A 21797-nucleotide genomic window follows, 5' to 3' on the forward strand; every position below is an offset into this window, starting at 1 on the left:
GCCCGACCCGGCTCACGCCGACCACGACGACGCGGTGCTCGAGCATCTCGGGCTCGCCCGCGCCCTCGCCCGCCGGTTCCGGGGCCGCGGACCGGAGCCGGAGGACCTCGAGCAGGTCGCCTACCTCGGGCTGGTCAAGGCCGTGCGAGGTTTCGACGCCGGTCGCGGCAGTCTCGCCGCCTACGCGACCGCCACCATCCTCGGTGAGCTCAAGCGCCACTTCCGCGACGGCGGGTGGATGGTCCGCCCCCCGCGGCCCGTGCAGGAGCTGCAGATCGAGATCCGCGGGGTGGTCGACGAGCACCTCCAGCGCCACGCGTCCCCACCCTCCGACGCCGAGCTCGCGCGTTCGCTCGGGCACGACGTGCACGCGGTCCGCGAGGCCCGCGCCGCCGTCGGATGCTTCGCACCGCAGTCGATCGACGCCGCTCCCGGCCCGGGCACCCGCCCGATCGGCGAGGATCTGCCGGCCGCCGACGACGGGGCGTTCGAGCGGGTCGAGGAGCTCGCGAGCCTCGCGCCGTTGCGCGGGCGGCTGACCGGGTCCGACCGCGTGCTCCTGCGGATGCGGTTCGTCGAGGAGCACACCCAGCAGGAGATCGCCGACGTGCTCGGCGTCAGTCAGATGCAGGTGTCCCGCCGGCTCGGCCGCGTGCTCGCCACGCTCAGGCTGGCCGCGGGGACACCGGCCGCGGCGTCACGGCGGGGCACGGCGGCGCCGTCCCCCACCGGTACGACCGCCACCACGCCAAGGACGCGCGCCGCCTGAGGGCCGCGTGCGCGACGACCACAGGAGGCACCCGATGGCTGAACTGTCCCGACTTCCCGAACCGCTGCTGGACGTGTGGAGCTGGCAGCTCGAGGGGGCGTGCCGCGAGGTCGACCCCGAGGACTTCTTCCACCCCGAGGGCGAGCGCGGCCAGGTCCGGCGGCGCCGCGACGAGGCCGCCAAGGCGGTGTGCGCGGCCTGCCCCGTGATCGACGCCTGCCGTGAGCACGCGCTCGCCGTCCGCGAGCCGTACGGGGTCTGGGGCGGCATGAGCGAGGACGACCGGCAGGCCGCCTACCGCTCCGAGCGGAGGGCCGGTTGATGCACCGAGGACGCACTGCCGAAGAGAGGAGGATCACGTGCGCGCACTGACCTGGCAGGGGCCCGAGCACGTCAGCGTCGAGGACGTCCCCGACCCGACTGTCGTCGAGCCGACCGACGCCGTGGTGGAGGTGACCTCGACCGCGATCTGCGGCTCGGACCTGCACCTCTACAGCGTCCTCGGCGCCTTCCTCGACCCGGGGGACGTCCTCGGCCACGAGACGATGGGCATCGTGCGAGAGGTCGGGGCGGAGGTCACCGACGTCTCGGTCGGCGACCGGGTGGTCGTCCCGTTCCCGATCGCGTGCGGGAGGTGCCGGATGTGCGCGCGCGGCCTGCACAGCCAGTGCGAGACCACGCAGGTGCGCGAGCACGGCAGCGGGGCTGCCCTGTTCGGCTACACCAAGCTCTACGGCCAGGTGCCCGGCGGCCAGGCGGAGTACCTGCGGGTCCCCCACGCCGGCGCGGGGCTCGTCCGCGTGCCGGACGACGGCGAGCCGGACGAGCGCTACCTCTACCTCTCCGACATCCTGCCGACGGCCTGGCAGGCCGTGCGCTACGCGCAGGTGGAGCCGGGGTGCGCCGTGGTCGTGCTCGGGCTGGGGCCGGTCGGCCAGCTGGCCGCGCGCGTCGCCCGGTACCTGGGTGCCGGTCGGGTGATCGGCGTCGACCGCGTGCCCGAGCGGCTGGCGATGGCGGCGCGGCACGAGATCGAGGTGATCGACGAACGGGAGGTCGACGACGTCACCGCCGCCCTGCGGGACCGGACCGACGGCGAGGGCCCGGACGCGGTGATCGACGCCGTCGGGATGGAGGCCCACGGCTCCCCCGTGGCCGGCGTCGCCCACCGGGCGATGGCGAAGCTGCCGGACGCCGTCGCCGCCCCGTTGATGGAGCACGCCGGCGTCGACCGGCTGGCCGCGCTGCGGACCGCGATCTCCGCCGTGCGCCGCGGCGGCACGGTCTCCGTCTCCGGCGTGTACGGGGGCGCCCAGGATCCCCTGCCGCTGCTGGAGATGTTCGACAAGCAGCTGACCGTGCGGATGGGGCAGGCCAACGTCCACCACTGGGTCGACGAGCTGCTGCCCGTCGTCATGGACCGCGAGGACCCGCTCGGCGTCCTCGACCTGCGCACGCACCGGCTGCCGCTCGAGGAGGCGCCGGCCGCGTACGCGATGTTCCAGAAGAAGGAGGACGGCTGCGTCAAGGTCGTCCTCGACCCCCGGGCCTGACGGGGCGCGCCGGTGCGGCGGCCGATCTGCCGCCCGGTGCGCCGGCTGTTTGACTCCCGGCGGATCGGGTACGAGGCCCGGGAGGCTCGACCAGCGGCGCGGCTCACGCGCCGACGAGGAGGGAGACGACATGCCGAGGGACGAGACACCCAGCCTGAAGAAGCCCGAGATGTACGAGGAGCTGCGGGACGAGGGCGCGTCGAAGGAGAAGGCGGCCCGCATCTCGAACGCCGCGGCGAACGAGGGCAAGAAGGAGGTCGGCCGCCGCGGCGGGGAGGCCGGCAGCTACGAGGACTGGACCGTGGAGGAGCTCAAGGACCGGGCGAAGGAGCTCGGCATCGAGGGCTACTCCGACAAGAGGAAGTCGGAGCTCGTCGACCTGCTCCGCAACCACTGAGGGGGACGCCATGGCCATGTGCGCCACGTGCGGGAACAGCTACGAGAAGACCTTCACGATCACCACGCACGACGGCACGACCGCGGACTTCGACTCGTTCGAGTGCGCCATCCACGCGGTGGCGCCGACCTGCGCCCACTGCGGGTGCCGGGTCGTCGGCCACGGGGTCGACGTCGACGGCACGTCGTACTGCTGCAGCCACTGCGCGCGTCAGGTCACCGCGGCCGACCTCACCGACAGCGCCTGAGGCCCGGCCCGCCGCCGGTCGGCCCGCGGTCGTCAGGCCGTCCGACCGGTGACGCGCTCGTCCGACGTCGGACGCTCGCCCTGCGGCGAGGGGGCAGGTGACGGTGCGGCGTGCGCGCCGCCCGTCGCGGCGGTCCGTCCGTGGACGAGGTGGTAAAGCCCGAGGGACACGACGACGACGCCGGCGAGCACGAGGTACATCCCGGCGTAGCCGGTCACGCGCAGGAGCTGGGCGAGGATGACCGGCCCGACGCCGACGCCGAGGTCGACCATGAAGAAGTGCGTCGAGATGGCGAGGCCCACGCGCCGCATGGGCACCTTGGACACGGCGATCGCCTGCAGGGCGGACATGAGCGTGCCGTAGCCGAGGCCCATGAGCGCGCCCGCGACGACGACCATCCAGTCCGCGGTCGCGAGCCCGAGGACGGCGAGGCCGGCGGCGAACGCGACCACGGCGATGCCCACGACGACGTTGTCGCCCCGTCGGTCCTGCAGCGTGCCCATGAAGAAGAACCGGGTGAGGAACATGACGACCGCGTAGACGAGGAAGAACGCGCCGGCGCCCGCGACGAGGTTCGCTGCCTCCGCGTAGGAGTTGAGGTAGGTGAGCACGCCCGAGTACGCGATCGCCATGACGAGCATGAACGAGGCGATCGGCAGGACGGCGGGATGGAGCATCTGGGCCGGGTCGAGGCGGCGCATGCGGGCGCGCTCGTCGTCGGGGATGGGCTCGTCCTGGGTGCGCAGGAACAGGGAGACGACCATCGCGAGGACGGCCGCCGCGGAGGCGACGACGAACATCGCGGTGGCGCCGGGCCCGTTCCACAGCATCAGGCCGAGGAAGGGGCCGACCGCCGTCGCGAGCGTCATGCTGAGCGAGAAGTAGCCGGTGCCCTCGGCGCGCCGGACGGCCGGGATGACGGACTGCGCGATCGCCATCGCCGCGGTGCTGGCCAGCGCGAACGCCACGCCGTGGATCGCGCGGACCGCGAGGAGCAGGCCGAGCGAGTCGACGAGCAGGTAGGCCAGCGACGCGACGACGAACGCGATGAGCGACCAGGTGAGGACGCGCCGCTTCCCGAGGAGGTCACCGAGCCACCCGGCGAAGAGGCGCGCGACGGTCGAGCCGATGACGAAGATCGAGGACGCGAGGCCGCTGGCCGTCTCCCCCGCCGCGAACCGGTCGACGGCGTACATCGCCATCGTCGTGACGAGGAAGTAGAAGACGAAGGCGAGGAGGAAGTTGACGATCCACGCGAGGACGAGGTCGGCCGTCCAGAGGCGGACCCTGCCGGCCGGTCGCGTGGGGGACGTGCCGTCCGCCGTCGTGCCGTCCGCCGCCTGCGCGCGCTCGTCGACCACTGCTGACCATCCGTTCCCGTCTCGGCTCGCCCGGCTCGCGCCGGAGGACCGGTCGGAGGGGTCGGGCCCGTGGATTCCGGGCCGCCGATGATCCTGACATCGGGTACGCCGTTATGCCGGTCGTGCGAATCCTCACCCCGGTGCCGCTTGCGGGATCTTCGGGCACCCGCTCGAGCGCCGGCGGGCGGGGCGGGGCGGCCGGGGGTAGCGTCGGGCTCACCATCGGCGGGGCACCGGTCCCCGCACCGAGAGGGGGCCACGATGGCCGACCCCGACCGCGACACGGTCGAGATCGACGGCCGCCGGGTGCGTCTCACGCACCCCGAGAAGGTGATGTACCCGTCGACCGGGACGACGAAGCGCGACGTCGTCGACTACGTCGTCGCCGTGGCTCCCCTCGTCGTGCGGCACGGCGCGGGCCGGCCGGCGACCCGGAAGCGGTGGCCGGACGGCGTCGGGACCGCGCAGGATCCCGGCCAGTCGTTCTTCGCGAAGGACCTGCCCGGCAGCGTCCCGCACTGGGTGCCGCGCCGCGAGCAGCAGCACGCCGACCACGTCAACACCTATCCCCTGCCCGACGACGCCGCGACGCTCGCCTGGTTCGTCCAGATGGGGACGCTCGAGATCCACGTGCCGCAGTGGCGGTTCGGGCCGGCGGCGAGGCAGGAGCTCCCGCCCGACCGGCTCGTCCTCGACCTCGACCCCGGGGAGGGCGCGGGGCTCGCCGAGTGCGTCGAGGTGGCCCGGCTGCTGCGGCCCCGGCTCGACGACCTGGGCCTCACCTCGGTGCCGGTGACGAGCGGCAGCACGGGGGTGCACGTCTACGCCGGGCTCGACGGCTCGGCGACCAGCGACGAGGTGGCCGAGGCCGCCGCACGGCTCGCCCGCGAGATGGCGGAGGAGCACCCGGACCTCGTCGTCAGCACGATCCGCCGGGACGTGCGGCGCGGGAAGGTGCTCATCGACTGGAGCCAGAACCGGGCGGCGCGGACCACGGTCACGCCGTACTCGATGCGGGGGCGCACGCGACCCACCGTCGCGGTCCCACGCTCCTGGGACGAGCTCGAGGACGCGGACCTGCGCCAGCTGACGATCGACGAGGTGCTCGAGCGGGTGCGGGACGTCGGCGACCCGATGGACGTCATCGCTCCGCTCGAGGGCCGCGCGGGCACCCGCCACGGCGCCGCGATGCCGGTCGAGGAGGACGGCGACGCAGGGACGACGGAGGACGGCACGGGCACGGGGACCACGGGGGACGGCACGGGCACGGGGCGCTACGAGGACCGCACGGTCGCCGAGCTGCGGCGCCGCGCGCGGGATCTCGGCCTCCGCGGCTACTCCGACCTGAGGAAGGCGGAGCTCGTCGACCTGCTCCGCAACCACTGACCGACCGCCGGACGTGCCGGAGGGGCCGGCCCCCGGTCGGGAGCCGGCCCCTCCGGGCCGTGCAGGTCGGACGGTCGGTCGACCGCCCGGTGCGGGCGCCGGGTGGCGCCCCGGGGTCAGAGCCCCACGGGTCAGCGTGCTGCGCGACCCGCGCGGCCACGGACCGCGATGAAGATCGTGATGAAGACGATCGCGAGCACGACGCCCGCGATCCAGGTGACGATCGTGGAGCCGTCGAAGAGCGAGTCCGCGATCCACCCGCCGGCGAGCGCTCCGAGCGCGCCGAGGATGATGGTCCACAGGATGCCGAGGTTCTGGTCACCCTTCATGAAGAGCCGGGCGAGGGCGCCCATGATGGCACCGACGACGACGAGAGAGATGAACGACCACATGATGTGCCTCCTTGTCCGGGGGCCGGTGGGCAGCCCCCTGTTGTGACAGCGGGCCTACTGTTGCACCATCTGCGCACAACCGCACGCAGGCGCGGCGAGGGGAAAGTCACGGTTCGGCACCGCGTTATCGGGAGGCCCCCGCACGGTCGCCCGCCGGACATCTCGTCCTTCTCGGCGCGATCAGGCCTTCTCGGACCCCGGCCGACCCTGCCGCGGCGGCGCTGGGCGGCTTGCAAGCCCCACGGCGACCGAGACCATGACGAGCCCGGCGATCTCGGCGGCGTTGGGCACCTGCCCCAGCAGGACGAGTCCCACGAGCAGCGACGTCACGGGCAGCAGCGAGCTGAGCAGGGCGAACATCGCCGCGGTGAGCCGCCGGAACGCGACCTGGTCGATGACGTAGGGCACCACCGAGGACAGCACGGCCACGGCGACGACGAACAGCAGGTTCTCCGGCCGGAACAGCGGGCCCGACCCGGGCAGCCCGACCGGCGCGTACACCACGGCGGCGATCGCCAGCCCGACGGCGAGCGTGTCCGCCCCCGGCACCCGCGCGGCCTGACGCTGGCCGACGAACATGTACATCGCCCACGTCGCCCCCGCCAGGAGCGCGTAGATCGTGCCGACGAGCTGGTCGGGGTCGGTGAGGTCGACCCCGAGGCCGCCGATCGTCGCCACGCCCGCGAAGGCGAGCACGACCGCCGCCCGGGCGAGCCACCCGCGGCCCCCGATCGCCGCGAGGATCACGGGACTGAGGTATTCGAGGGACACGGCGGTGCCCAGCGGCAGCCGGGCGATCGACTCGTAGAACAGGAGGTTCGTCCCGCCGAGGGCCAGCCCGAACGCGACGGTCCAGCCGAGCGCCGTCCACGGGTGCTCGCGCGGCCAGCGCCGCCACGGCCGACGCCACGCCACGAGGATGAGCGAGGCGACGAGGATCCGCCCCCAGCCGACGGCGAGCGCCGGCGAGGACGCGAACAGCCCGACGGCGAGCCCCGAGCCGACGTAGCTCGACGTCCCCGACATGAGGAAGTACACCGGCGGCGGCACCTTGCCCACCGCGCGGGAGAGCGCCCCGCCTCGGCCGGGACCGCCGCGCGAACCGCCGGGCGGTCCGCCGGGTGCGCCGTCCGGCGTCGTCGGGCCGGGTGTCCCGCTCACGACAACAGCCCGGTCGCGGCGACGATGACGGGCACGCACGCCACGCTGGTGACGAGGATCGCGCGGCGGGCGAGGTCGACGTGGGCCTCGTAGCGCATGGCGTAGACGAAGACGTTCTGGGCCGTGGGCAGGGCGGCCACGACGACGACGCCGAGCAGCACGTCGCCCTCGAGGCCCGCGACCGGCCCGCCGATCACCCAGGCGAGGAACGGTCCGAGAGCGAGGCGCATGGCGATCGCCGTCCACACCACCGGGGTCGGTTCCCGGTCCGGCCCGCTGCCGCCGCCGTGGATCGACAGGCCGAACGCGACGAGCAGCATCGGCACCGTCATGTCGGCGAGCATCTGGACGGGCTGCGCGAGCACGGTCGGCAGCTCGAGGCCGGTGAACGACAGGACGAGGCCCGCGATCACGCCGAGCACCGGAGGGGAGAGCACCGGGGTGACGACCCGCCGCCAGCCGGAGCCGGAGCGGCCGGTGAACCGGTCGAGCAGGGCGCAGCTGAGCGGCGCGAGCACGAGGAGCTGCAGCATCATCGCGGGCACCACGGGCGCGGCCGTACCGACGGCGAGGACGAGGATCGGCAGCCCGATGTTGCCCGCGTTGACGTAGGACGCGGACAGGGCGCCGACCACCGTCCCGGCGGCGTCGACCCTGAGGATCGTCCGGGCCACGACGACGAAGAGCGCCGCGACGAGCAGCGCCGTGACGATCGTGACGACGGAGGCGAGCGAGAGGACGTGCGCGACGTCGGCCGTCGCGACCGTCGTCAGCATGAGCATGGGCACGCCCACGTGGAAGACGACGGTGCTCAGGGTGTCGGCGCCGCCCTTCCCGACGACGCCGGTGCGCGCGAGCACGTAGCCCACGACGACGATGAGGGTGAGGCCGGCGAACCCGGTGACGACCCCGGTCACGAGGCGCCGGTGGCGTGCGCGCCGGCGACCCGGGCGTCGGTGATCGTCGCGACGAGCGTGAGGTGGTCCGAGACGGGCAGGCGGTGGACCTCGCCGGAGGCGACCAGGTCGCTCGTGCCGAGGACGTGGTCGATCTGGCGGTGCGGGCGGCGGGCGGGGAACGTGGGCCCGACGGCGAGGGGCGTGAGCCCGGTGGCGGCCGCGACGTCGTCGGGGCCGAGGTTGAGGTCGCCGGCGAGGACGTGGGTGCCGGGCAGGGCGGTGAGCCGCTCGGTGACGGTGCGGAGCTGGGCACGCGCGGCGTCGGCGCGGGTGCTCAGGTGCGTGGCGGCCACGGCGAGCGGGCCGCCGGGGGCGTCGATCTGGGCGGCGAGCGCGACGCGGGCCTCGTCGCGCCGGAGCACGCGCGGGCCGACGCGGAGGACGGGGCCGCCCTGCGCGAGCGGGTGGCCGGGGCGCAGGAGCCGCAGCTCGGCGGGGAAGCTCCATGCGTGCCAGGCGCGCACGGGCAGCCGGCTGAGCAGCGCGACGCCGTAGCCCGGCTGCCACACCGCCGGCGCGACGAGCGGGCGGAGGCGGGGGCCGCCGCGCGGGCCGACCTCGGCGGCGGCGAGGCGCCACCACGACGTGCCGAGCATCCGCGCGAGCACCCGGGCCTGGTCGACGTAGCGCGAGCGCCGCTGACCGCGGTCGACCTCCTGGAGCGCGACGACGTCGAGGTCGAGCGCCGCGAGGGCCCGGCCGGCGGCGACGAGCGACGCGTGGTCGGGGTGGAGCGCGCAGGCGCCGGCGCGCGCGGGCGCGGTGCCGGTGGGCGTGGTACTGGTGGGCGCGGTGCCGACGTCGGCGGGCAGGCGGGGGCCTCCCCCGCTCGCCGGCGTGCCGTGCTGGAGGTTGACCGTGGCCACCCGGATCGGGCGGCCGGCCGTCACGGTCGCGACTCGGGTGCGACCGCGTCGTCGGCGGTGGGGGCGTCCGCGTCGTCCGCGGGCGCGAAGGTGAGCGAGACCGAGTTCATGCAGAAGCGGTCGCCGGTCGGGGTCTGCGGGGCGTCGTCGAAGACGTGCCCGAGGTGCGAGCCGCACGTCCTGCAGCGGACCTCGGTGCGGACCATTCCGTGGGAGCGGTCCTCGATGAGCTCGACCGCGTCGGAGTCCTGCGGGGCGTAGAAGGAGGGCCAGCCGCAGTGCGCATCGAACTTGGTCTCCGAGCGGAAGAGCTCGGCGCCGCACGCGCGGCAGGAGTACAGGCCCTCGCGGTGCTCGTCGAGCAGCTCGCCCGTGCCGGGGCGCTCGGTGCCCGCGAGGCGGAGGACCTGGAACTCGGCCGGGTCGAGGATCTGCCGCCACTCCTCGTCGGTCCTGCTGACGGCGTAGTCGCCGGTGGAGGTCGTCATGAGGCCATCGTCCTCCTCTTCGGCGCGGACGTCACGTCCGTCCGCCCCCGGCCGATGTGGTCGAGAGTGCGGGTCAGTCGCCGCCGCCCCCGTCGCCACCCTCGCCGCGGCCGGCGCCCGTCGCACCGCCGCCGCCGTCCGAGGCGTCGCGGCCGTAGACGACCTCGTGGCCGCGCGGCGGCCGGCCCGACCGGTCGCGGTACCGGCGCGGGGTGGACCCGGTGTCGACGCCCGGGGTGGACTCGGGGTCGTCGGCCGGGGCGACCGCGGGATCGTCGGCCGGGGCGACGTCCGCATCGGCGCCGGGCCCGGTACCGGCACCGCCCGCGGCCCCTCCCGCCGGCTCGACGGCCGCATCGGTCGCGGCGAAGTGCTCGGCGTCCAGTGCCGGCAGCACGGACGTCTCTCCGGAGCGCGGCGGCTGCACGTCGGCGGGCGGGGCGTCGCCCAGCGCGCCGGTGACCTCGACCGGCCCCTCGACGACCCGCTCGTCGCCGAACGCCTCCGACCCGTCGTACACGGCGGCGCGATCGTCGTCGTCGACCACCGGGATGCCACCCGTGGCGACGGAACCGAAGGCGACCGCCGCGGCGTCCGAGGTGTGATCCTCGCCGTCGACCGCCTCGCCCTCGCCGGTGGTCGCCGCCCGGCGCCGCTCCACGCCGGCCTCGAGCTCGGCCTGCACGGCCTCGTCGGGCCCGGTGAACTTCGCGCCGCGCTCCTCGTTCTCGGGGGTGCCCGTGTACATCGAGGAGGCGTGCGCGCCGGTCGTCGTCGTGACCGACGTCGCGTCGGACACGTCGGGCCGTTCCGCCGCCGACTGCGGCGTGATGACGGGCGGGAGCTGCCCGGCTGCGGCGGCGGAGCGCGCGCTCGGCGCCGACAGCCCGCGGCCGAACCGGTAGACGAGGCTCGTGCGCAGGGGGCCGAGCGGGAACTCGTCGCGCAGGCCGGGGACGGCGGACCCCTCGGCGGACTCCCCGCGGTTCTGCCACACCATGTCGTCCGGGTAGCCGGGCGGGTAGACGGCCGCGGTGTTCGCCGAGCCGGCGGAGATCGCCGAGACGGCCGACGTCCGTGTCCGGGCCGTCCACGCCACCGGCCCCTCCGACGCCGACGACGCCGAGGGCGCCGCCGCGTGGGCCGCGGACTGGGCCGAGTGCGCCGACTGGGCGGAGGAGGCCGACTGCGCCGACCCGGCGGAGCTCGCGGAGCGGGCGGACCAGGCCGAGCGGGCCGAACGCGCGGACCGGGGCGATCGTGCCGACCTACCCGAGCGCTCGCCGCGCTCCGCACGCTCACCGCGCTCGCCGCGATCCGCCCGCCCCGGACGCCCGGAGCGGGTCGCTCGGCCCCGCTGCCCGTCCGTCGCGCCCGCCGAGGGCGCGCCGGTCCCGCTGGTCCGGGAGTCGGCGTCGGGGGCGTGGGTCGTGTCCCCCGGGCGCGAGGCGGCGAGCGCCTCCTCGAGGGCCTCGGTGCTCATGACGGTGGTCTGGGAGCCGGTGTCGTCGTGGTGCCCGACCTGCCCGCGCCGACCGAGCGCGCCGCCGACCTCGCGGGCCCGGCGCCGGTCCTCGCGGGCCGCCCGCCGACGCGCCCGGCGCGCAGCCGACTCGCGCTGCTTGCGCGCCTCGACCGTCTCCTGCCGGACGACCACGGCCTCCTGCGCCACCTGCTCCTGGTCGCGGTAGCTCTTCTCGATCTCCGCGAGCTCGGCGAGGTCGGCGTCGAGGTCGGCCTGCTCGTGGACGTCGCGCGGGCGGGGCGGCGTGAGCGCCTCCAACGGCGGCTCGTGGTCCTCGATCCGCGTGCGCGGCAGCGCGTAGGGGGCGTGGGTCTGGAGGAAGTCGAGGAGCTCCTCGCGCAGGTAGTAGCGCAGGTCGACGAGCGTCCCGGGGTCCTTCGCGGAGACGAGCGCGCGGACCGTGACGAACCCGCCGACGGCGTCGTACACCTGGAAGATCCCGAGGTTCTTGTCCCACAGCGGCGTGGCGTCGAGGAGGCGCTGCATCTCCGCGCGCATCGCGGGCACGGGCACGCGCCAGTCGACGTCGAAGGTCACCGTGCCTAGGATGCTCGTCTCGCGTCGGGTCCAGTTCTCGAAGGGGTTGGTCGTGAAGTGCGACGACGGGAGGATGATCCGCCTGTTGTCCCAGGTCAGCACCACCACGTAGGTGAGGGTGATCTCCTCGATGTAGCCGTACTCGCCGTCGATGACGATCGTGTCGTCCACGCGGATCGCGTCTGTGAACGCGAGCTGGATGCCGGCGAACAGGTTGGCCAGCGTGCTCTGCGCCGCGATACCGGCGACGACCGACAGCACACCCGCCGAGGCCAGCATCGAGGCGCCGGCCGCGCGGGCCCCCGGGAAGGTCAGCAGCACGATGGCGATGCCGATGATCCAGACGACCACCACGCCGACGCGGCGCAGCATGACCGCCTGCGTCTGGATGCGGCGCCCGTGGGTGGAGACCTCGCCGCCGCCCGCGCGCTCCCGGACGCCCTTGAGCGCGAAGTCCTCGGCCACGTTGGCGAGCGCCGCCACGAGCCACGTGACGCTGAGGATGATCGCCACGACGAGCGCATGCTGGATGACCCCGCGCCAGCCCGGCACGCGCGCGTCCGCCGGGAGCCGCGTGGCCAGGTAGAAGCCGACCATGGTGCCGATGACCATGAGCAGCAGCCGGACCGGCCCCTTGATGCGGGCATAGACGATCCGGATGCCGGCCCTGCGGCGCGCGAGGAAGCCGAACACGGCGCCGAGCAGCAGCGCGACGACGAGGCCGGCCGCCGCCCCGATGACCGAGCTGCCGGCCACCGAGAGGACGTCGAGCGTGGTCTCGATGGCCTGGTCGGTCTGCTCGTCGTCCATGCCTCCAGGCTAGGGCGCGGGGCCCTGCCCGTGCGTCACCCCCAGCCGAGCTCGTGCAGCCGCTCGTCGGAGATGCCGAAGTGGTGGGCGATCTCGTGCACCACGGTCACGGCGACCTCGTCGACGACCTCCTCGACGTCCTCGCACCAGCGCAGCGTGGGGCCGCGGAAGATCGTGATGCGGTCGGGCAGGGAGCCTGCCCAGCCGTCGTCGCGGTCGGTCAGCGGCGTGCCCTCGTAGATGCCGAAGAGCTCACCCTCCTCGACGCCGTCCAGCTGCTCCGGCGTGGCCTCCTCCTCGATGAGGACCACCACGTTGTCCATCGCCGCCGCGAGCTCGGGCGGGACGAGGTCGAGCGCGTCGGCCACCGCCTCCTCGAACTCGGCCTCGCTCATCTCCACCACGGGGCCATGGTCGCACCCGGCCCGCGGTGGGCCCGGGACGGGGGCGGCGTCGGGACGGGGGTGGCGGCCGGGGTCGTTCGTCGTCGTCGGATGTTTGTCCGGGCATGACGGAGCGCACACCCGAACTGGTTGGAACCATCGCCGAACGCCACCTATGCTTGTCCAGGCCTCAGGACGCCTGGGCGACGGGAGTCTCCGGCCCCCATCGTCTAGCGGCCTAGGACCCCGCCCTTTCACGGCGGTAGCACGGGTTCGAATCCCGTTGGGGGTACGCTCCTTGACCGGTGAGTACCGAGCAGGTCAGCACGACAGCAGGATCAGAAGTACACAGCAAGGCCCTGTAGCGCAGTTGGTTAGCGCGCCGCCCTGTCACGGCGGAGGTCGCGGGTTCAAGTCCCGTCAGGGTCGCAGTCGAGCCGGTCGAACGGCCGCGCGTCGGCGCAGGGCTCTGTAGCTCAGTTGGTAGAGCGTCCGACTGAAAATCGGAAGGTCACCGGATCGACCCCGGTCGGAGCCACTGCACAGAAGGGGCCGGATCCCACGCGGATCCGGCCCCTTCTCGCGTCTGCGTCACGAGAAGCGGTAGATCCCGAGCGTGTCGGAGCCGTCGCCGTCCCAGTCGCCCACGTAGGTCTCGTCGGCGGCGCGGCCGTAGTCGATCTGGGTGTCGGCCCAGCCGGACTCCATCGAGTTGCGCACGAAGTAGGTGAACCCGCGGCGCACGGCGAAGGTGTCCTCGCCGTCGGCGTCCCAGTCGCCCACGTACACGTCGTCGCCGGCGCGGCCGTAGGAGATCTCGGCGTCGGCCCAGCCGGACTCCATCGTGTTGGACACGAAGAACTCGTTGCCCCGGCGGACGGTGAACGTGTCGGTGCCGTCGCCGTCCCAGTCGCCGACGAGCACCTCGTCGCCGGCGCGGCCGTACTGGAGGACGACGTCCGCCACGCCCGACGTCAGCGAGTTGCGGATGTGGAACTCGTTGCCCCGGCGCACGGCGAAGGTGTCGGTGCCGTCGCCGTCCCAGTCGCCCACGTACACCTCGTCGTCGGGGCGCCCGTAGTTGATAGTGACGTCCGGGTTGCCCGGGCTGTTGGTCTGGCGGATCCGGTAGGTGGCCTCGCGGCGGTAGGCCACGGTGTCGGTCCCGTTACCGTCCCAGTCGCCCACGTAGAACCGGTCGTAGTAGCTGCCGAAGCCGAAGATCGAGGTGGCGCTCGTCGTGAAGGTGTCGGCGAGGAAGAATCCCTCGTCGATCCCGTGCCGCACGCCGGGGGTGACCGCCACGGTCGAGTGGTGCAGCCAGCCGGAGCGGGAGCCGACGGTCACGCGGTACCAGCCGTCGATGAGGGCGTCGACGACGTCGATCCGCGCCCCCGCCCCGAGCGACGCCACCTGGTTGCCGGCGTCGAAGGCGCGGGAGGAGCGCAGGATGGTGGCCGCCGTCGTGCGGGCCTGGGGCTCGCCGGAGCGGACGGGCGAGACGTCGGAGGCGTGCGCCCAGCCGGTGACCCCGTTCGCGCGGACGCGGACCCAGTCGCCGGTCTTGTCGCCCGGCCAGCCGGTCATCGGGGTGAAGTTCGGGACGGTCGTCAGCACCCGGGCCCCCGACGACGCCGACGCCCGGATCGGGGTCGACCCGATCGCGTAGTACCGGCAGGTGGCGGGCGTGGTCATGGGGACGGCGCGCACGGCGGCCTCGCGCAGGTCGACGCCGCGGCCCGAGAACCAGCCGATCGGCTCGACGCGGGTGCCGCGCAGGTAGGCGTCGAGCCAGATCTCGAGGTGGAGGTGCGGGGCCGTGGACACGCCGGTCGAGCCGACGTCGGCGATCCGCTGGCCCGCGCGCACCGTGTCGCCGACCCGGACGTAGCGGTCGCGGTCGAGCGTGTGGGAGTAGCTGGCGAACACGTGCCGGCCGTCGATGGTGTGGCGCACGAGCAGCCACTCCCCCGCCACCGGGTCGTTGAGCTGGTTGACGACCACGCCGTCCGCGATCGCGTAGAGCGGCGTGCCGGCGGGGGCGCCGAAGTCCACGCCGCCATGGCTCGTCGAGCCGTACATGATCGGGATGCAGCGCGGGCCCATGTACGAGGTCAGCGCGTACGTGTTGCTGCCGAGCGGCCCGACGATCCCCCGGTTGCCCGCCGGCGGTGCGTCGATCTGGGCGAGCGGCCCTGCCGTGATCGGCGCGTTGCTGCGGGTCTGCGGGACGAGCTCGCCCTCGCGCAGGGGGTCGTCCGAGGGGGCCGGGTCCGCCGGGAGGGCGTCCGGGCCGGTGGCGCCGGGGGTGTCGGCGTCGTCGGGGGCGTTGCTGCTGTCCTCGGTCCCCGGGACGGTCGTGGGCTCCTCGAGGGCGGGGTCCTCGGGCGCGGGTTCCGGGGTGGTGGGGGCCGGAGTCGCCGCGGCGGGGCCGGCGGCGGCCGGACCGGCGAGCGTGAGGAGCAGGCCGAGCCCGACGGCGGCGCTCAGGCCGGTCGGGCGACGTCGCCCGGTCGAGCCGGTCGGGAGGGGAAGGGACGAGCGCACGGTGGTCCTCATGGTGGTCTGCGGGGTGGCCGGGGAAGTGGAGCCGCGCACAGCGTGCCACTCGCACCGGCTCCGGAAGCCGTTATGCGCGGGAGGTCGCCGGTTGTTCACCTCGGGGAGGTTGTGGATGGCGCCGACGGCCCGACGCGAACCGGCCGGTCGGCGCTGCGGTTGGGGTCGGGTGGCGCACACCATTACGCTGAGCGAGAGTCACACCAGGCGGCATCAACGGCCGCCGGTGCAGCGACACGGAGGAGATGATCCACGGTGAGCCAACCCGATCTGGGCGGCGTCGACCCCACGGAAGCGCGCCAGGCACCGGGGCTGTCCCCGAACGCCCCGAACGCCGAGCCGTCGGTCGGCGAGCTCTTCAGCCGGATGTCCCAGCAGGTCTCTGCCCTGGTCAAGGGTGAGATCAACCTGGCGAAGACGCAGGCGACCGAGAAGATCAGCAAGATCTCCAAGGGCGCCGTCTTCCTGGCGGTCGCGGGCGTCCTCGCGCTCTACGGCCTGGGCATGGTGTTCCTCACCGCGACGTGGGGCATCGCCGAGGCGCTGCCGCTGTGGCTGTCGGCGCTCATCGTCACGGTGGCGATCTTCCTCGTCGTCGGGATCCTCGCCCTCGTCGGGATCAAGACGCTCAACAAGCACAAGCAGTACAACGTCGCCCCGCAGGAGGGCCTCAAGGAGGATGTCGCGGCCCTGAAGAAGGGTCTCGGCAGCGACGACGACACCACCTCGGACGAAGGGTCTCAGCGATGAGCGAGGCGAACGGCTCCGCGCCGGAGAAGAAGAAGCAGTCGGCCGAGGAGATCCAGGCCGAGATCGAGCGGACCCGGGCCGAGCTGACGTCGACCGTCGGCGAGCTGTCCTACAAGCTCGACCCCAAGCGTCAGGTCGAGGCCGCCAAGGCCGGGGCCAAGGACGCCGTGGGCGGGGTGAAGGACAAGGCCACCGGCCTCGCGAAGGGCGTGAAGGAGGGCGACTCCGGCGCGCTGACGGTCGCCGGTGTGGCCGCGGCCGTCGTCGGCGTCTTCGTCATCGCCGCCATCCGCGGCAAGAAGGACTGACCGGAGCAGACGCTCCACGCGCCGAGCCCGCAGGCCCCGTCCCGAGCCCACCGACGCCGTCGGTGAGGTGGACGCACGACCTACGGGCTCGGCGTCGTTCTGTGCGGCCTCACCCGGCGGCGCGCTGCCTGGCCTCCGGGTCCAGCCCGACGCTGCGCATGAGCTCCTCGACCTCGTCGCGGCGGAACCGGCGGTGCCCACCGAGGGTGCGGACCGCCGCGAGCTTGCCGGCGTTCGCCCACCGCGTGACCGTCTTGGGATCCACCCGGAAGCAGGCGGCCACCTCGGCGGGTGTCATCAGGTCGTCGGTCGGCGTCGCGTCCATCTTCTGCATCCCTCGTCCCGGGTCGAGCGGTCCTCATCATCGTCGGCCTTGCACGGTCCGAAATCCTGGGCCCATGGTCCCGACATAAGGGACCACTCCGGCGGACCGGGCAGCGGTGGACGGCGGCGCATCACACCCCGCACGACGCCGAACAGCAGGGCGCTCCGGGCCGGCGCGTCGTCGTCGTGCACCCGTGGTGTGTGCCCAACGACGCCCTGGCGGGAATGGGCACCCGCCCCGACGGCGGGGTACGGTGGCCCCACGACAGACACTTGACCACTCAGCCGGGACCCCATCGTTCGCGATGCTTGCCCCGGTTCCTACGTTGGAGGGGGTCGGCTCCATGGGGCGCGGCCGTCAGAAGGCAAAGCAGACCAAGGTTGCCCGCGAGCTGAAGTACTTCAGCCCTGCGACCGACTACGCGGCACTCGAGCGCGAGCTCGCGTCCCGGGGAGACGGTGGCGACAACCAGAGGTCGTACGAGACGACTCCGGCGGCGGACGACGACGACGAGTGGGACGGCTACTCGGCCCGTTCCTGACGCCGAACGCCCGGTGACCGCCGGGCGAGGTCAGGGCGGGGCGTCACCACCCCGGTTCGTCGGACGAGGTCCACAGCGACACGGCGCGAGGCGTCGTCGGTTCGGCGTGCCCGCGGGCGCGGGAGGCGGCTGAGCCGCGCTCTCGACATGTGCGCGGGGCGGGCGGCGGCTCCCCACCGCAATGTCGGCGTGCACCAACCGCAATCTCGACGAGAGACGACGGCGCTGGACCGCACCCTCGACACGTGCGGGGCTCCCAACCGCAATCTCGACGTGCACCAACCGCAATCTCGGTGACGACCAACCGCAATCTCGACGAGGGAGAGCGAGCGGCGGTCAGGCGGGGCGGTAATTGCCCGTGAGGTGGACGGCTCCGCCGTCGACGCCCTTGGTTCCGCTGACGACGCGCGCGCCGTCGGGGGCCGAGCCGTCACCGAGCGCGATCTCGCCGATGACCCACGAGGGCACGTCGGCGTCCGCGAGCAGGACCATCGCCTCGTCGACGCGGTCGGCCGCGAGCACGGCCACCATGCCGACGCCGAGGTTGAGCGTCCCCTCGAGGTCGTCCCACGGCACGCGCCCGAGGCCCTGGAGCAGGCCGAAGATCGGCGGCACGGCCCACGAGCCGCGGTCGACGCCGGCGACGAGCCCGGCCGGCAGCACGCGCGCGAGGTTCGCCGCGAGCCCTCCCCCGGTGACGTGCGTGAACGCGTGCAGGTCGGCACCCAGCGCGCCGGCGAGGTCGAGCGAGGGGCGCGTGTAGAGGGCCGTCGGCTCGAGCAGCTCCTCCCCCAGCGTCCGGCCGAGCTCGGGGACGTCGCGGTCGAGGGCCCAGCCGGCCGCGTCCACCACCCGCCGCACGAGCGAGTACCCGTTGGAGTGCAGGCCCGAGGACGCCATGGCGAGCAGGACGTCGCCGTCGCGGACGCGCTCGGGGCCCAGCACGTCCTCGGCGTCGACCACGCCGGTGGCGGCGCCGGCCACGTCGTACTCGTCGGGGGCCATGAGGCCCGGGTGCTCGGCGGTCTCGCCCCCGAGCAGCGGGACGCCGGCGATCTCGCAGGCGGCGGCGATGCCCCGGACGATGTCGGCGATCCGGGTGGGCTCGACCTTCCCGCACGCGATGTAGTCGGTCATCAGCAGCGGCTTCGCACCGACCACCACGATGTCGTCGACGACCATCGCCACGAGGTCCTGCCCGATCGTGTCGTGCACGCCCATGGCCCGCGCGATCGCGATCTTCGTGCCGACGCCGTCGGTCGAGGTGGCGAGCAGCGGGCGGCCGTAGTCCTTGAGCGCGCTCGCGTCGACGAGCCCGGCGAAGCCGCCGAACCCGCCGAGCACCTCGGGGGTCAGCGTGCGCTGGACGGCGGACCTCATCAGCTCGACGGCGCGGTCACCGGCCTCCGTGTCGACGCCGGCGGTGGCGTAGGTGATGGCCTCCCCCGTCTCCCCGCCCGAAGGTGCGGGGACCACGGGGCGAGGCTCCGGCGTCGTGGGCGTGGTCATGCGGACACCACCGGGGTCAGTGAGGCGTTCTCGTGGCGGATCGGGTACGTGCCGGTGAAGCAGGCGGTGCACAGGCGCCCGGCGTCGACGGCGGTGGCCGCGACCATGCCGTCCACGGAGATGTAGCCGAGCGAGTCGGCGCCGAGGGAGGCGCGGATCTCCTCGACGCTCATCCCGTTGGCGATGAGCTCGGCACGGGAGGCGAAGTCGATGCCGTAGTAGCAGGGCCACTTGACCGGCGGTGAGGAGATCCGGACGTGCACCTCGGCGGCGCCGGCCTCGCGCAGCATCCGCACGAGCGCGCGCTGGGTGTTCCCGCGGACGATCGAGTCGTCGACGACGACGAGCCGCTTGCCCGCGATGACCTCGCGCATCGGGTTGAGCTTGAGCCGGATGCCGAGCTGGCGGATCGTCTGCGTGGGCTGGATGAACGTGCGGCCCACGTAGGCGTTCTTCACGAGGCCCTGGGCGAACGGCAGGCCGGACTCCTGGGCGTAACCGATCGCGGCGGGCGTGCCGGAGTCGGGGGTGGGGATGACGAGGTCGGCGTCGGCGGGGGCCTCGCGGGCCAGCGCCCGGCCCATCTCGGTGCGCGCGGAGTTGACGGAGCGGCCGGCGATCGTGGTGTCGGGGCGCGCGAGGTAGACGTACTCGAAAATGCAGCCCCGGGGCTCGGCCTCGGCGAAGCGGCTCGATCGCACACCGTCGGCGTCGATGGCGAGCAGCTCGCCGGGCTCGACCTCCCGGACGAACGTGGCGCCGACGATGTCGAGCGCCGCCGTCTCGGACGCCACCGCCCAGCCGCTCTCGAGCCGCCCGAGGACGAGGGGGCGGATGCCGTGCGCGTCCCGGGCGGCGTAGAGCGTGTGCTCGTCCATGAACACGAGCGAGAAGGCGCCGCGCAGGAGCGGCAGGACGGCCGTCGCGGCGTCGCCGAGCCCGCCCGCGGTGGCCGGCTCGGTGCCGAGGAGGTGTGTGATGACGGCGGTGTCGGTGGAGGAGCCCTTGCCGAGGTCGCCGCTGAGGTCCGTGCCCGAGCGCTCGCGGACGATCTCGAGGAGCTCGCGGACGTTGGTGAGGTTGCCGTTGTGGCCGAGTGCCACGGTGCCGGTCGCGGTGGGGCCGAGGGTGGGCTGGGCGTTGTGCCAGGCACGGCCACCGGCGGTCGCGTAGCGGGCGTGGCCGACGGCGAGGTGCCCCTGCAGCGACTCGAGCGCCTGGTCGTCGAAGACCTGGGACACGAGCCCGGTGTCCTTGTAGACGAGGATCGACTGCCCGTCCGAGGTGGCGATGCCCGCGGCCTCCTGGCCCCGGTGCTGGAGGGCGTACAGGCCGAAGTAGGTCAGCCGCGCGACCTCCTCGCCGGGCGCCCACACGCCGAACACGCCGCAGGAGTCCTGCGGGCCCTTCTCTCCGGGGATGAGCTCGTGCGAGAGCCGACCGTCGCCACCTGCCACGCCCGGCAGTCTCTCACGAGGGTGGGCGGTGGTTCGGGGAGCGTCCGCGGGGGGGGCGGTGCTCAGGCGGCCGCGGCGGTGCGGGCGGCGTCGGCGAGCGGGACGCGCGCGCCGGGCTCGACGCCGAGGAGCGTCGCCAGCTCCGCGTCCCGGATCGGGGCGGTGATGTCGCCCTGGCGCAGGAGGAACAGCACGTCGAGGATCTCGTAGCGCGGCCGCCCGTCGGCGAGCGCCTCGGTGAACCGGGACCCGCCGGGCACGAACCCGCACTCGACGGCGGCGAAGGTGCGCGGCGCGTCGTCGGCGCGGTCGTGGACACGCACGGACGCGACGACGTCGGCGACCGCCTGCCCGTACCGCTCCGCGTTGGCCCGCACCGCCTCGCCGACCGTCGCCGCCGCGCCGCCGAGCAGCTCGAAGCCGGGCCAGGACGAGTCGACGGCGCGGGCGACGAGGGCGTCCCAGTCGACGTCGGCACCGGCCCTGATCTCGACGCCGCCGCACGGCGAGAGGTCGTCGAGGTCGCAGGACGAGTCGTCGACGACGACGTCGAGGCGCTGGGCGTCGGGGTTCGTCGTCGGGGCGGTCGTGGTCATACCGCCATTGCACGCCGACAGCCGCGCGGCCGCAAGGGGTGGTGCGGTCGCTCGGCGATCGGGGCGGGCAGGGAGCGGGGCGGGGTTCGCCGTCGGGCGGGGTGTGTCGACCCCCGCGTCACATGGCGGTGTAGCCGCCCTCGAGCATGACCGTGCTGCCGGTCATGAAGTCGGACGCGGGGGCCGCCAGGTAGAGGACGAGGTCGGCGACCTCGACGGGCTGGCCGAATCGGCCGAGCGGGATCTTCGCCTTCATCGGGTCGCCCTTCTCGGGCGGGCCCCAGACCTGCTCGCCCATCGGCGTGAGGATGACGGTGGGGGCCACGGCGTTGACCTGGATGTTGTGCGGGCCGAGCTCGCCGGCGAGGACCTTCGTCAGCGAGATGAGGCCGCCCTTGGAGGCGGCGTAGGCGGCGTGGTCGTCGGCGGCGATGACGCCGGTCTGCGACGCGATGTTGATGATCTTGCCGCGCCCGCGTTCGATCATGCTCGGCGCGATCTCCTGCGTGAGGGCGAACGGGGCCGTGAGGTTGACGGCGAGCGTGAGGTCCCAGTCCTCCTGGCTCAGCTCGGTGTAGGGGGCGACGCGCGCGACGCCGGCGTTGTTGATGAGCACGTCGACGTGGCCGAGGAGCTCGAGGGCCTTGCGGCCGAGCTCGCGCGCGCCGGCCGGGGTGGTGAGGTCGGTGGGCACGAGGTGCGCGGTGCGGCCGTGGGCGCGGACGGCGGCGGCGGTGTCCTCGAGCGCGGCCTCGTCGCGGCCCGAGAGGACGAAATCAGCGCCGGCCTCCGCCAGGACCTGGGCGATCGCCTCGCCGATGCCGCGCGAGGCGCCGGTGAGGAGGACGGTCTTCCCCTCGAGCGAGAACCGGGTCCTGAGGTCCGACATGGGGTGCTCCTTCGTCGCAGCGTGGGCCC

Annotated in this window: 23 protein-coding genes and 3 tRNA genes; 12 read left to right on the forward strand and 14 right to left on the reverse strand. The window is 73.9% G+C overall.

The genetic code is table 11. The features are described 5' to 3' along the window. The first annotated feature begins 34 nt into the window (after window positions 1–34). The 5 genes from ACPYO6_RS04820 (at window position 35) to ACPYO6_RS04840 (ending at window position 2966) form a co-directional block, all read left to right on the forward strand. A complete protein-coding gene (locus ACPYO6_RS04820) occupies window positions 35–769 on the forward strand; it encodes a sigma-70 family RNA polymerase sigma factor (protein WP_425713755.1) in 735 nt (244 codons plus the stop codon). Window positions 770–803: 34 nt separating this feature from the next. After that, entirely contained in the window at window positions 804–1091 is a 288-nt protein-coding gene (locus ACPYO6_RS04825; protein ID WP_425713756.1) for a WhiB family transcriptional regulator, read from the forward strand. A gap of 37 nt (window positions 1092–1128) precedes the next feature. Further along, entirely contained in the window at window positions 1129–2322 is a 1194-nt protein-coding gene (locus ACPYO6_RS04830) for a zinc-dependent alcohol dehydrogenase (RefSeq protein ID WP_425713757.1), read from the forward strand. A gap of 130 nt (window positions 2323–2452) precedes the next feature. Further along, complete coding sequence (locus tag ACPYO6_RS04835) at window positions 2453–2719, forward strand: DUF7218 family protein (protein WP_425713758.1); 267 nt, start codon at window positions 2453–2455, stop codon at window positions 2717–2719. A 10-nt stretch (window positions 2720–2729) separates the two neighbouring features. Next, window positions 2730–2966, forward strand: coding sequence for a hypothetical protein (locus ACPYO6_RS04840; protein WP_425713759.1), 237 nt, complete (start codon window positions 2730–2732; stop codon window positions 2964–2966). Between the two features lie 32 nt (window positions 2967–2998). Here ACPYO6_RS04840 and ACPYO6_RS04845 read toward each other — a convergent pair whose 3' ends face one another. Further along, entirely contained in the window at window positions 2999–4327 is a 1329-nt protein-coding gene (locus tag ACPYO6_RS04845) for an MFS transporter (protein ID WP_425713760.1), read from the reverse strand. 261 nt (window positions 4328–4588) lie between these two features. Here ACPYO6_RS04845 and ligD point away from each other — a divergent pair, with 261 nt between their 5' ends. Next, on the forward strand, window positions 4589–5713 hold the full coding sequence (gene ligD, locus ACPYO6_RS04850; RefSeq protein ID WP_425713761.1) for a non-homologous end-joining DNA ligase: 1125 nt from the start codon (window positions 4589–4591) through the stop codon (window positions 5711–5713). Between the two features lie 131 nt (window positions 5714–5844). Here the strand turns inward: ligD and ACPYO6_RS04855 are convergent, their stop codons facing one another. The 7 genes from ACPYO6_RS04855 to ACPYO6_RS04885 all read right to left on the reverse strand — a co-directional run bounded on the left by ACPYO6_RS04855 (window position 5845) and on the right by ACPYO6_RS04885 (window position 12846). Beyond that, complete coding sequence (locus ACPYO6_RS04855) at window positions 5845–6105, reverse strand: GlsB/YeaQ/YmgE family stress response membrane protein (RefSeq protein ID WP_425713762.1); 261 nt, start codon at window positions 6103–6105, stop codon at window positions 5845–5847. A gap of 180 nt (window positions 6106–6285) precedes the next feature. Continuing rightward, window positions 6286–7266, reverse strand: a complete 981-nt coding sequence (locus tag ACPYO6_RS04860; protein ID WP_425713763.1) for an EamA family transporter — start codon at window positions 7264–7266, stop codon at window positions 6286–6288. Beyond that, window positions 7263–8183 carry an AEC family transporter gene (locus ACPYO6_RS04865; protein ID WP_425713764.1) on the reverse strand — a complete coding sequence of 307 codons (921 nt, stop codon included), beginning with the start codon at window positions 8181–8183 and terminating at the stop codon, window positions 7263–7265. The genes ACPYO6_RS04860 and ACPYO6_RS04865 overlap by 4 nt, the downstream gene beginning before the upstream one ends. Continuing rightward, a complete protein-coding gene (locus ACPYO6_RS04870; protein WP_425713765.1) occupies window positions 8180–9115 on the reverse strand; it encodes an endonuclease/exonuclease/phosphatase family protein in 936 nt (311 codons plus the stop codon). Before ACPYO6_RS04870 ends, ACPYO6_RS04865 begins: the two co-directional genes overlap by 4 nt. Beyond that, the gene (msrB, locus tag ACPYO6_RS04875; RefSeq protein WP_425713766.1) at window positions 9112–9579 is read right to left on the reverse strand and encodes a peptide-methionine (R)-S-oxide reductase MsrB; all 468 of its coding nucleotides are present in this window, start codon (window positions 9577–9579) and stop codon (window positions 9112–9114) included. The genes ACPYO6_RS04870 and msrB overlap by 4 nt, the downstream gene beginning before the upstream one ends. Before the next feature lie 73 nt (window positions 9580–9652). Continuing rightward, the gene (locus ACPYO6_RS04880) at window positions 9653–12451 is read right to left on the reverse strand and encodes a mechanosensitive ion channel family protein (protein WP_425713767.1); all 2799 of its coding nucleotides are present in this window, start codon (window positions 12449–12451) and stop codon (window positions 9653–9655) included. Between the two features lie 35 nt (window positions 12452–12486). After that, complete coding sequence (locus ACPYO6_RS04885) at window positions 12487–12846, reverse strand: metallopeptidase family protein (protein ID WP_425713786.1); 360 nt, start codon at window positions 12844–12846, stop codon at window positions 12487–12489. Window positions 12847–13053: 207 nt separating this feature from the next. Between ACPYO6_RS04885 and ACPYO6_RS04890 the strand changes: the two genes are divergently transcribed. From ACPYO6_RS04890 to ACPYO6_RS04900, 3 genes are all read left to right on the forward strand, one after another. Next, a tRNA-Glu gene (locus tag ACPYO6_RS04890) sits at window positions 13054–13126 on the forward strand. Between the two features lie 63 nt (window positions 13127–13189). Beyond that, window positions 13190–13263, forward strand: a tRNA-Asp gene (locus tag ACPYO6_RS04895). A gap of 36 nt (window positions 13264–13299) precedes the next feature. Further along, a tRNA-Phe gene (locus ACPYO6_RS04900) sits at window positions 13300–13372 on the forward strand. 53 nt (window positions 13373–13425) lie between these two features. Here ACPYO6_RS04900 and ACPYO6_RS04905 read toward each other — a convergent pair. After that, window positions 13426–15381: a peptidoglycan DD-metalloendopeptidase family protein gene (locus ACPYO6_RS04905; protein WP_425713768.1), complete on the reverse strand. Its 1956-nt coding sequence runs from the start codon at window positions 15379–15381 to the stop codon at window positions 13426–13428. Window positions 15382–15648: 267 nt separating this feature from the next. Between ACPYO6_RS04905 and ACPYO6_RS04910 the strand changes: the two genes are divergently transcribed. Further along, entirely contained in the window at window positions 15649–16143 is a 495-nt protein-coding gene (locus ACPYO6_RS04910; RefSeq protein ID WP_425713769.1) for a phage holin family protein, read from the forward strand. Next, window positions 16140–16451: a DUF3618 domain-containing protein gene (locus ACPYO6_RS04915; protein WP_425713770.1), complete on the forward strand. Its 312-nt coding sequence runs from the start codon at window positions 16140–16142 to the stop codon at window positions 16449–16451. Before ACPYO6_RS04910 ends, ACPYO6_RS04915 begins: the two co-directional genes overlap by 4 nt. A 109-nt stretch (window positions 16452–16560) precedes the next feature. Here ACPYO6_RS04915 and ACPYO6_RS04920 read toward each other — a convergent pair whose 3' ends face one another. Further along, window positions 16561–16776 carry a BldC family transcriptional regulator gene (locus ACPYO6_RS04920; protein ID WP_425713787.1) on the reverse strand — a complete coding sequence of 72 codons (216 nt, stop codon included), beginning with the start codon at window positions 16774–16776 and terminating at the stop codon, window positions 16561–16563. Window positions 16777–17119: 343 nt separating this feature from the next. On the opposite strand from ACPYO6_RS04920, the gene ACPYO6_RS04925 reads away from it, so the two are divergent. Further along, complete coding sequence (locus ACPYO6_RS04925) at window positions 17120–17317, forward strand: DUF3073 domain-containing protein (RefSeq protein ID WP_425713771.1); 198 nt, start codon at window positions 17120–17122, stop codon at window positions 17315–17317. Between the two features lie 336 nt (window positions 17318–17653). On the opposite strand, the gene purM is transcribed toward ACPYO6_RS04925, so the two are convergent. From purM to ACPYO6_RS04945, 4 genes are all read right to left on the reverse strand, one after another. Then, the gene (gene purM, locus ACPYO6_RS04930; RefSeq protein WP_425713772.1) at window positions 17654–18826 is read right to left on the reverse strand and encodes a phosphoribosylformylglycinamidine cyclo-ligase; all 1173 of its coding nucleotides are present in this window, start codon (window positions 18824–18826) and stop codon (window positions 17654–17656) included. Further along, on the reverse strand, window positions 18823–20283 hold the full coding sequence (gene purF, locus ACPYO6_RS04935; protein ID WP_425713773.1) for an amidophosphoribosyltransferase: 1461 nt from the start codon (window positions 20281–20283) through the stop codon (window positions 18823–18825). Before purF ends, purM begins: the two co-directional genes overlap by 4 nt. A 62-nt stretch (window positions 20284–20345) precedes the next feature. After that, entirely contained in the window at window positions 20346–20879 is a 534-nt protein-coding gene (locus tag ACPYO6_RS04940; RefSeq protein WP_425713774.1) for a hypothetical protein, read from the reverse strand. Window positions 20880–20997: 118 nt separating this feature from the next. Beyond that, window positions 20998–21768, reverse strand: a complete 771-nt coding sequence (locus ACPYO6_RS04945) for an SDR family NAD(P)-dependent oxidoreductase (RefSeq protein ID WP_425713775.1) — start codon at window positions 21766–21768, stop codon at window positions 20998–21000. Window positions 21769–21797 lie beyond the last annotated feature (29 nt).

Source organism: Georgenia sp. Z1344 (genome assembly GCF_049856295.1).
GTDB lineage: Bacteria > Actinomycetota > Actinomycetes > Actinomycetales > Actinomycetaceae > JB111.